This window comes from Methanosarcina sp. UBA289, from assembly GCA_002496565.1.
In the GTDB taxonomy this organism is placed as follows: Archaea; Halobacteriota; Methanosarcinia; order Methanosarcinales; family Methanosarcinaceae; genus Methanosarcina.
The window spans coordinates 214,364-225,305 of sequence record DAKJ01000017.1 but is presented as its reverse complement, the minus strand read 5'-3'; the positions used below and the strand labels follow the sequence as shown (position 1 = coordinate 225,305).

At 35.7% G+C, this 10,942-nt stretch carries 7 protein-coding genes and 1 tRNA gene; 5 read left to right on the top strand and 3 right to left on the bottom strand.

The window, feature by feature from the left end; all coding sequences use genetic code 11:
* Window positions 1–252: 252 nt before the first annotated feature.
* A complete protein-coding gene (locus BP549_RS07155; protein WP_292379407.1) occupies window positions 253–1,488 on the bottom strand; it encodes a radical SAM protein in 1,236 nt (411 codons plus the stop codon).
* A gap of 1,016 nt (window positions 1,489–2,504) precedes the next feature.
* Between BP549_RS07155 and BP549_RS07150 the strand changes: the two genes are divergently transcribed.
* The gene (locus BP549_RS07150) at window positions 2,505–3,458 is read left to right on the top strand and encodes a PKD domain-containing protein (protein WP_292379406.1); all 954 of its coding nucleotides are present in this window, start codon (window positions 2,505–2,507) and stop codon (window positions 3,456–3,458) included.
* 647 nt (window positions 3,459–4,105) lie between these two features.
* Here the strand turns inward: BP549_RS07150 and BP549_RS07145 are convergent.
* Together BP549_RS07145 and cutA are read right to left on the bottom strand one after the other, a co-directional pair.
* Window positions 4,106–4,188: transfer RNA gene (locus BP549_RS07145), tRNA-Leu, on the bottom strand.
* A 241-nt stretch (window positions 4,189–4,429) separates the two neighbouring features.
* Window positions 4,430–4,747 carry a divalent-cation tolerance protein CutA gene (gene cutA, locus BP549_RS07140; protein WP_292379403.1) on the bottom strand — a complete coding sequence of 106 codons (318 nt, stop codon included), beginning with the start codon at window positions 4,745–4,747 and terminating at the stop codon, window positions 4,430–4,432.
* A 585-nt stretch (window positions 4,748–5,332) separates the two neighbouring features.
* On the opposite strand from cutA, the gene BP549_RS07135 reads away from it, so the two are divergent.
* From BP549_RS07135 to BP549_RS07120, 4 genes are all read left to right on the top strand, one after another.
* The gene (locus BP549_RS07135) at window positions 5,333–7,129 is read left to right on the top strand and encodes a site-2 protease family protein (protein ID WP_292379400.1); all 1,797 of its coding nucleotides are present in this window, start codon (window positions 5,333–5,335) and stop codon (window positions 7,127–7,129) included.
* A 314-nt stretch (window positions 7,130–7,443) separates the two neighbouring features.
* Window positions 7,444–8,499, top strand: coding sequence for a potassium channel family protein (locus BP549_RS07130; protein ID WP_292373549.1), 1,056 nt, complete (start codon window positions 7,444–7,446; stop codon window positions 8,497–8,499).
* 141 nt (window positions 8,500–8,640) lie between these two features.
* Complete coding sequence (locus BP549_RS07125) at window positions 8,641–9,318, top strand: potassium channel family protein (RefSeq protein ID WP_292379399.1); 678 nt, start codon at window positions 8,641–8,643, stop codon at window positions 9,316–9,318.
* A gap of 837 nt (window positions 9,319–10,155) precedes the next feature.
* Entirely contained in the window at window positions 10,156–10,791 is a 636-nt protein-coding gene (locus BP549_RS07120; protein ID WP_292379396.1) for a hypothetical protein, read from the top strand.
* Window positions 10,792–10,942 lie beyond the last annotated feature (151 nt).

Here is a 10,942-nt window from a genome sequence, read left to right as displayed (position 1 = left end):
TGTGGCTTAATCAACATCCAGACAGAGATAACATTCAGGCTCCTTTATTTGTTACATACAGATTGAAAGCTGGATGGACAGTTTAATTTAAAGAAAAATCCTTCAAAAAAACGGCATTATCGTGGAGGACAAAAAAGGACGAGAGGAAAGTCTAAGGCCAGTAGATTATCCAAGGTGTAAAACGAGGAATCCGGCGGGAGCAAAATATTGTATGTCATGCTCGCTTGTGCTTGATCATCTGACTGCATTGGATCATGTTCGTTTTGGTAATTTCTCTGGAAAATAAATAAATGATTTATTTATTAACTGAGACTTGACATAATGAGCACGCCTAAGAATCTCGTCAGCAGGTATCTGCTCCATTAAGGCTGCTGGAGTACCAGGCCTCGCAGAGAATCTATGGCATACAATCCAATCAAATCCAATTTCATTACAAAACCTGATAGTCTCATTTAGTTCAGGAATGGTCTCTGATGGAAAACCAATCAATAAAGTGGTTCCAATTTTAAAGGATCCCACTTTTTTAATCTCGACAACCATCTTTTTAACTGTGTCAATATCAGAATCTCGGTTCATTAAAGTTAGCAGACGCTTGTTGGCTGATTGGATGGGAATATAAAGTCCATACAACCTATTTTGAGTAGCAAGATTTCTGATAGAATTGAAATTTTGTAGAAAATTTACAGGAGGAATATTCTCTAAATTCAAATCAAATTTCTCTTGAGTTTCTGAAATACTATCCAAAAGATGGGACAGGTTAATTCCTAAATCTAATCCATAGCTTCCGACATTATCACCGCACAATTGGAAGTGTTCGAATCCATTTTCTAAGCCTTCTTTGAATTCGTCAATAATTGCTTTAATCGGTTTACTTCTAAGACGGCCAATGGCTTTTCGGGTTACACAGTAGCTACAGCTTTCTGAACAACCTTGTGCAACTTGGATAAAATAAGTTCTTTGATTAAGATTTTGTCTTATCTCAATTCCATTTTTCATTCGATAGAGAATATTTCTCAGTCCGGATAAGTTGCCATCAAATTGTTTAAAAACATCAGATGTCTGTTGTAAACAAGTAATTGTTGACACCTTTAGAAGATTAGATACAAAAGTATTTGGTCGCTTACAATCTATACATTTATATTTTGCATTAATCATTTGATCCAACTTAGATAAAGAGTGAAAACTAAATGATGGGCCGTCAAACTCTTTAGACAGCCTTTCAGGATTGATTTCAGTGAGACAACCACCAAGTATAATTTTCGCTTCTGGTTTCTTTTTCTTTTTAATTAAATGATATGTTTCAAATGTACGATCTTCTGAATATTTGGTACACCCACAACTTGTTAATAATATTAGATCTGCATTTGAGTCAATATCTTTGTATTTATTTGAGATAGAATAACCATTCTTCACAAAAAATTCTTTTATTTGTTGAATCTCAAAAGATCGGCGTTCACAACTTATATTGAGAATTTGAACCTTGGCCATAATTATCTCTTCTATAGTTTGGTGCTTCTTCATTAAACAGTAACAGATTTCAAATCCTAAAACTCAGAATTATTTTCCGAAAATCTACTTCTTTTAGCATTGATTAACGAATTGATACACAAGTTTGAATGCCATATATACCGATTATCCAAAATAATTCCCAGATATATAGCGTAAAAAATAATACTTATTGACGTTTTAAACCCTAGAAGAATCTAAATGAAACCTGCTTTCTGTAGGCAACCTGTTTTTAGTATTAGTTTAAACGATAGCGTTTTTGCTGGAAAACATATTATGCCTGATACTAAATATTATTACGAATTTGATTAGCTGATAATTACATAGAACATTCTCAATCTATTAACGTAAATTTTAACTCATGTTCACTGTTTAATGACTAAAACTTTGTACTTATTTTTAATAAGTCCGTGATTAACTAACTTATACTTAATAAATTTTTTGTTAGGACGTGTCTAATATTCAAACAACTTTTACAACTGGATAATGGTCAAAGTAACTTTAAACTTACATTGTAACTTTTGTAACTACCATTCCTGCCTGAAATCAGTCGTATGATATCGATTATTACGTTATCAAAAAATATGATTACTAACTGTACTCGATGTATAATATCAAATTTGCAACACTGCTCATAGTGAAATCCAAATATATAACCAAAAGATTTATCAGTTAGTTTTGGCGATTTACTGTGTAAAATAATACAATACGTTGCATGTACTTTTCTGTATACTGTGACTTTATTCAAAAAGATCAGAGTTTAAAGGAGGTTGGTAGTTTATTTTGATTTAAAGAAAAAGATTGTTCAGCTTGGAAAATGCACAAAGAGAGTAAAACTCATTTATTCAATGAATTTTAACCCAGTAAATAATTCCACGAAAAATATGCTTTTCAGTTATTTTTCATTGTTTTTGAAATAAATGATAAATCACCATATGAGGTTGAGGTCACACAATGAAATATAAGAATCGTACTTTAAACAAAATGAGGTGGGCAATATGATCCACAACATTAAGCGATGGATGATAACGATTGTGATTGCAGCTTTAATTGCGATATCAAGCGTAGGAATAATTTCTGCTTGTGATCGTAATTTTCCGCCAGGCATTGAAATTCAGCCATATCATCTTACAGAAGAAGGCATACCTTCTATTTTCTTCGGAACCCCTACAATGTTTACTTATTATAGCTGTCAGAATGCAACGGCTGTTGACATAAAGATTCATGTTGATGATGGTGGTTCAGATATCATTGGAAATATGACTGGAGGACCATCAAAATGGACCTTTAATATAACATTCTTTCCGCGCCACGGAGAAGCAACAGTAACTTATATAGTAAATAACTGTTCCAACTCAAACAAAAGTACTGTTATTTACATTGACCCCGCAGGATACATTTATGATATTGATACTGGAGCACGCATAGCCAATGCGTCTGTTTGGCTGCAACGTCCTAATGGTATAGGAGAATGGGAAAATGTTAAAACAGGCGAAAATCCACCAGCTTGTCAACCCGATATAAACCCATTAATCTCTGACCAAAATGGTATGTATCACTGGGATGTTCTTAATGGATATTATAGAGTGCATGTAGAAGCGCCTGGATATGAACCGAGTAACAGTTCTGTAGTATACATACCACCACCAGTTTATGACTTGAACGTTGGGCTGAACCATATTGATGATCCCAATGTGACACCGGTTTATCCTGTAGCGAACTTCAGCACCAATGTCAATACTGGTTATGCTCCTCTTGTTGTACAATTTACAGATCTCTCGACAAATGCAACTGATCGGAAATGGGATTTTGGAGATGGATTTAATTCAACTAAGCGGTATCCAGCTCATAACTATTCTGTAGCAGGAAATTACACAGTAAATCTTACTGCAATAAATGGAAATGGTATTAACTCAACAACCAGTATAATAACTGTTAGGACTAAGACTTAATAAGGGGTTGAACTGGAAAATCAATAGCACTAAACCATACACTGTATTAAGTAAGTTAGAACTTACACGGTTGCTGCTTTGTAGGCAACTTTTGATTTTTTAAACTTTTAACCTAATTCATAGATTTGATTTCTTATGAATTGATTAACAGTATTTATTGCAATGCTCCATTTTGTTTTAAATTATGTTTTTCCGAGTTATTCTTTTTTAATTAACTGATTTTAGCTTACCATAAATTTTTTACTATATACTCATTGTATGACAACGTGAGACTTAATAAGAAGGAAGAAAAAACATCAAAACTGTGGGTTCAAAATATATTCTAAAATTTCCGCCTTCAAGAATAGTACTGAACAATTTAGAGTCGATTCAAGGCACTTTTAAAACACATTCAATTAATGCCTTGGGTACTACAAAAAACTTAACAGCGAGGTTAAGAATAAGTCAAGTCTCCTGTAATATGTTCCTCCTCCCCTATTCAAATCTTTTCTCTTGAATTTTGTAATGACATTTAGTCCTCTACGTTATACTCTGAATCTGGCACTTATGACCTGGTTTCTCGCTGCAACTTAAAAGAAGTGTAAATAGGATTAGAAATTAAACGAAGACGAACGCTCAAATGAAAAAAGAAACTCTAATAAATTTAGTGCGGGAGAAGGGATTCGAACCCCTGAACGTCTGCACGAACAGATCTTGAGTCTGCCACCGTTGACCGCTTGGTTACTCCCGCATTTTACGGAATCCAATTAGGTAAAGATAGAACTAGCATATAAAGCTAATCCTGTAAGTAAATTATCTGTAGAATTAAACTTAGGGAGATATCCAGATATTATTCAGGATTTAACTCTTGGTGGCTAGATTTTTAACCTGCAATTTTTCTGGCTTCAGATTTTTGACTTCAGATTTTTTTAGCTTCAGTTTTTCCTGTTGCAAATCTCTTATTACTTTAGCATTTAAGCCTTGCCTGATTTTCAGTCTCCTTCGCCTGAACTGTTAACATGAATCCAATCAATATACTCCTTTTCTCCTTCAATTCCCCAGAATTCTATTGCAGGCATTTCATATGTGTGTAATGACTTTACGAGCCCTGTGATTTCTTCAAAGCGTGAAGAATCGGTTTTTACAAACATGGCAATCTCATTATCTTCTTCAAGCTTTTCTTTCCATCTATAAACCGAAGATACTGGAAACATATTCACGCAGGCTGCAAGCCTCCTTGAAACCAGCTCTCTTGCGATCTGTGATGCATTCTCCATATTTCCAGCCGTTATATACACAATTCCAAGCATGAACAGACACCTCACGGAAACCTGATATCGTGAACGATGTATTTGATGAAAGCACATTATTTCCTATGACTAGTATCTATCGCTTTTGGCCATAGAATTTATAGTCCCTTGATGTAGAATTCATGGTCTTAGCCATAAAATGGTTTTTAGAAAATCAAAATTTAACTTTATAGGCGTTTTATCTAAATTTCCATATATATTTTTATATAATTCTGATGTATTACTACGTACGGTTTTCGCAATAGGAGTCTATTTTAAAAGGAATGGCAATATATCTCGATTTAAAGTAATAAGGTGCATATAACATTTATATATCATATGAAGCACTTAAAATCAACATAATGAATTAATTGGCGCAGAATCACGCATATTGTAACATCAACAGGTTTTAATTTAGAGCTGTATGATCTTAACAGTCCTAGATTTCTAGAGTCAAATTCAAGATTCATATTAATTTAGCTTAATTCGTACCGGTTTAAGTTAATTTACAGCCGGTCCAGCTTAATTCATAAATGTGTTATACTTAACCCATTATTGGTTAAGCTTAATTATAATTGGTTCAGCTTAATAATTTGGAGAATCCCCTTGAATGGCACAAGCATTGCACTAAGTATTTTTTTACTGTACTGGTTCGCAGTTTCTGTTCTTGACAGGAAAGGCATTCTGGAGAAGTATAACATAAGCACATTCGGACCTCTTCCCATCCTTATGATCAGGACAACTAAGGGTCTTAAATTACTGGATGTACTTGCCCGTCCGAAGTTTTACTGGAGAAACTTTGCAAACCTTGGAATCTTATTGATGTTTGCAGGCATGATTGCAATGTTCCTGGTCATAGCCCTCTCGGACATTGCACTGTATACTTCATTCCTTAACAAAAACGTACCGGAACCGGGAAAATATAATTCTTTGAGAAATATCTTTCTTATTCCGGGAGTAAACGAATTCATTCCTTTGACCTGGGGAGTTATTGCCCTTATAGTCACGCTTGTCGTGCATGAATTTTCCCATGCAATTCTTTGCAGAGTTGAAAACATCAGAGTCAAATCAATGGGCATCCTGTATGCTCTAGTTCCAATTGGTGGTTTTGCGGAACCTGATGATGAACAGCTTTTCGGGCCGAAAGAGAAAACAGAAAGAGAACTTCCTCTGACAGCCACGATCGAGGAAATCGAGGAATGGGAAAAGGAAGAAAAATTAAGGCTAGAAAATGAAGAAGCAAGGCCTGAGGAATCAAAATCCGATCCTGTAGTAGGTGCAACAAGAACTCAAAGAGCCCGGATTCTTGCGGCAGGCGTTATGGCCAATTTCAGTGTAGCTTTTATCGCTCTCCTGCTCTTCTTCGGACCTGTACTCGGGGCAATCGCGCCCTTAAGTGACGCCATGATCTTAAGTGTAAATGAAAGTTCTCCGGCTTACCACGCAGGGCTTGAGAAAGGTATGATAATAACTCAGATTAATGATACGAATATCACAACAGCCGTAGATATGCAAACATACCTTGAAAAAACCCAGCCCGGAGATACTATTCGCGTTCACGCCGTGAAAAACGATACATCCTCCGTGCATGATTTACAGGTTACCTCATCACCTAAGGATTATATTGGCGGAGTGCTCGTAGGAGGTGTTGTTTCGGGAAGTCCTGCAGAAGCTGCAGGGATCGAAACCGGAATGACCATGATAAGGATCAACAATACGGAAATGAAAAACATTTCAAGTTTTGTTAGCTTCATGGAAACCACCAAGGCAAACCAGACTGTAGAAGTAGAACTGCTCCCTTCTGAAAACTACACAGGAAACCTTACTGAAAAAGGAACTGTTGTTTTCGATGTGCAACTGTCATCTAATTCTCAGGAAAATGACCGTGGTTTCCTTGGAGTTATTTATGAGAATAGGGGAGTTATGGAATTTCCGATGCTTGGAATCTCAGTATGGATGCCTCAGGCAAAATTGTATCTTGAAGCCCTGAAACAAATCCCATCCTTATTGACCATGCCTGCAGGCTGGATCATTCTCTTCGGACTTCCTATTTACGGATTTGCAGGTGAGGGATTCCGAGGCTTTTCAGGTACTATAATGCAGTTTTATCAGCCCGTGGGCTGGGCAGAACCCTTGGGAATAGGGATTTTCTGGATTGCAAATACCCTGCTCTGGATTGGCTGGCTGAACTTTTATGTCGGACTGTTTAACTGTTTGCCTGCCGTGCCCCTTGACGGAGGGCATGTATTTAAGGACTATACCTATTCCCTTGTATACAGACTTACAAGGAATGATTCGATCTCGGAAAAGGTCTCAAACTCTATTACAGCAAGCTTTTCGATGTTGATTCTGTTCTCGTTTGTCTTCATGATATTCGGGCCTTTTGTAGGGCAATGGATTTGATTGACATCGAAGCTTCAGACTGAACCCTGACCATCGCGAAAATCATAAAGGTTAGGGTTTACTTCCATTTTTCTATCTTTTGTTCAAATGGAGAGTTCAATTACCTTTTCTTTTTAGCTTTTAAGTCCATTTCTCATGTTTAATCCCGAAAACTATTCTTCAAAAATTTATATTTCATAAAATTCTTTTGCATAGTCTTTTCTATAAAACTGAGTATACGGATCTATCAGTAATAACCGTAGATTTTTCATTAATAACAACTATAAGACGCTTCAGCTTAATCTAATCAGGAAAATTCAGGCAGGACTTCAAAAATGTTCACTTTCTGGATAAAGAAAGTCGGTTTCAGAACAGGATTTCAGAAGGTGCTCCAAAAGCATCCTTATTTTGCATACAAAACAGCGGCTGTGTTTCTGTTTGTCATATATATTCTGATTTTCGAGTTTCTTATGATTTTTGAGAACCAGCCTAAAAATGCAAACCTTATTACTGCTATCTACTGGACTACAACCACCGTTGCAACGGTGGGTTATGGCGATGTCGTTTTTACTTCCATGGAAGGAAGGCTTTTTACTATAATCGTGCAAGTTTTAGGCATAATACTGATTTCGGATTTTCTTGTAACCTATGTTGTTACTCCCTGGATGGACAGGTTTATCAAGTTCAGGCTTCCAAGAAAGGTCCCCTCCAGCATGAAAGACCACATAATTATCTGCGGATACAATCAACTGGTTGAAACCTTGATAGACGAATTGACCGAGCAGGATATTCTCTTCGTAGTAGTAGAGGATGAAGATGAGCTCATCAAGGAACTTGTTTATAAAAACATTTCCTGGATTTTCGGGTCTCCGAGTGATAAGCAGACCCTTATGGGCGCAGGTATAGAGAGAGCCAAACTTCTTATTGCAAATAAATCGGATAAAAGAAATGCGAATATCGTTTTAACTGCAAGGGAATTTCAGTATATCAACATCATTGCCATCGTTGAGGACTTATCTAAATCAAGATATCTAAAATACGCAGGAGCCGATACGGTTGTATCTCCCAAATCAATGTTCGGGCAGTTCATTGGAAAAAAGGCATTGGACAGGCTTGTGAGTCGGATTACGGAGGCGACTGAAATTTTTGAAGGCATTAATATTGTCGAGTTTCCTGTTTACACAAAAAGCCCTCTTATAGGCAAGACGCTTAAGGAAATTTCCAGTCAGCAACTCACCGGTGCAAAGATTGTAGGAACTTGGACTAGCGGTACTCTGACCTTTGATCCCAAAGAAGAGGATATTGTTCGGGAGAATTCCGTTTTGCTGGCTATAGGAAGCCGTGAGGAACTTTCTAAGCTGAAAAAATTGACATACCAATTTAATATTTAAACATGAAATAAATTGGTGAAATTATCAGATTATCTGATATAATAACAAATTTATCTGTATAGACTGGTAAAAAGGCGAGATCTAAATATAAAAACTCGAAGCTGAACTTGGCGAGTGTAATTTACAGGTCTGTGATCAAAAATGGAGCCAAAAGGACATCTTATTGTACTTGGATATGGAGATGTCGGAAAGAGCATAATTGAGATACTCTCTGAAGGCCCTTTTCGCTTTGTAGTTGTGGATTCTAATGAAAAGGTTTTTGAGAATGTTGATTTCGAGCACCTGGTCGGGAACGGGACGGATGAAGACGTACTGCTTGCAGCCGGAGTAAAAACCGCTTCTATTGAATTTGTAGCTCTTAATGATGATACCAATGTTATTTTCTCAACTCTTATTTCCAGGAATATGAACCCGGAACTTACCATTGTGGCAAGGGCAAATTCCGTAAAATCCATTGACAAGATCTACAAGGCAGGAGCTAACTACGTAGGTTCTCTTTCCATAGTGGCTGGCCAGATGCTTGCAAAAATGACTGCAAACTGCATGGGAAAAATCTGTAGTATAGATGAGGACATAATGCTTTACGAGGGAATAGAAATCGAAAAACACCATGTTGAAAGGGGCTCTCTCCTTGAAAATAGGTCAATAGAAGAGCTTGATCTCGAAGAAAAAATCGGGTGTACCATAGTAGGCATTAAACGTGGAAAACTCGTCATAACCATTATTGAAAGGCAGACAATAATAAGAGCAGGAGATACTATTGCAGTCGTAGGAAGCAGCAAACAGATTTCAGAGTTTAAGGAAAGGTATATTGGCTAAATGACTCAGAGCTTATTTAAGAAATTTAAAACTTATTTAAAGGGCTTAAAACTTATTTAATGGACTTAAAAACTCATTTAATTGAAATTTTTACGAAACTGACGAAAATTCGTTAAAGGTAAAAAATGTCTATAAAAATATATTTCTGAAGCTCTAACTTGGATAATTGATAAGTTTTTGATCACGGAAAATATTCTAATATTTTTATTGATTTGAGGTTAAAACTCATTTTGGGATAAGTCCTATTTGCAAATAGTGATATGGAGCTATTTAGGATTTAGAAATTTTCAACTACTCAATTCTGACGAATAAGTTTACCTTTTTCCTTCTCAAAGACGTCTCAATTTCTGAAAATGAATCAGTCTCTCAAATCTGTTTTCAAAATTTTCTTTGTAGTGTCTACGGCTTCGAATTAAGGATTTTACTACTTCTTGCTTTCAATGGTATCATTTGCATTTTTATCAACGTTTACTTATTATTTCACGTCTGCAATTTTCATTTATATTGTAAATCTCTAGAAAGCTGGTTATATAATCAAGTAAATGGCGGATAAGAATGTATATTTATATACTTTAATATTTAAAGTCTAATAATATTTTATTGTTATAAACCAGACCAAAAATATAAATAATTTCTTTAATTTAAGTAATTGTTTCTAAAAAACAAAAAGATTATTAATAATAAATGTTAATCCGTATGAAAAGAATATATTATATAAAATTTAGATAAGGATAATAATTTCTTGTCTAAGTTTAATATTAATATTAATTTAATTTCCTAAAAACTTAATATTTTAGTTTAATTGGAAACCGTTAGGTTTAAAAAGAGGAATTTCTTGTGAAAACTAAAAACTGTATAAATAATACAAAACATATAAAATCAAAAAGAACAAAACTTGTTCTCGGGTTGCTGTCTGCGTTTTTTTTGCTTGGTCTCTTTATTTCTCCGGCAGCAGCTAAGACTGACTGGAAGATTTCTCCTTCTAATCCGAGTGTGGGAGATACTCTAAAAGTAAAAGGCACTGCTTCTCCGGGAGAGGAGCTCATAGCCGAAGTTTCTTTTGTAAAGGATCTACCTGTTACCGGGGGTAGGTACCAGTATTCGCTTGAAAAAATAAAGATCCCGAGAGGTAAAGATAACCTCTTTACTGTCACAGGTGAGGGAGTAGAGAACCTAAACGTAAGCGTAAAGAAATTAATCTGGATAGACTTGTCTTCTGACGCATCCGGTGGAACTGCAACTATTTCTCAAGGACATGTCCCCCCCTTAAAATATAAAATTATTATTAGTGGTGATGCTCTGAGTACCCCAGGTAAACACTCTTCCGTAAAACTTAAAGTTACGGCATCTCAGACCCTGAAAACTAATCAAAAAGGGAAATTTAATTTCAATTACCCCACTTCTGGATTGCCAGCAGGCAAGTATACTGTAAAGATCGGGAATTCAGAAAAAACAATCGAGCTGAAACCTTAAAAGAATGCTTCTGACTTCCCTGCAGTCCGACCTCAGGAAAAGCACAATTGAAAGTCGCGTTTACTGAGATCAGCAGAGGAATACCATTAAAAAGAGTAATTAAATGGTAAATGGTAATTAAACTGTAATTAAGTAGTAATTAAATCGAAAA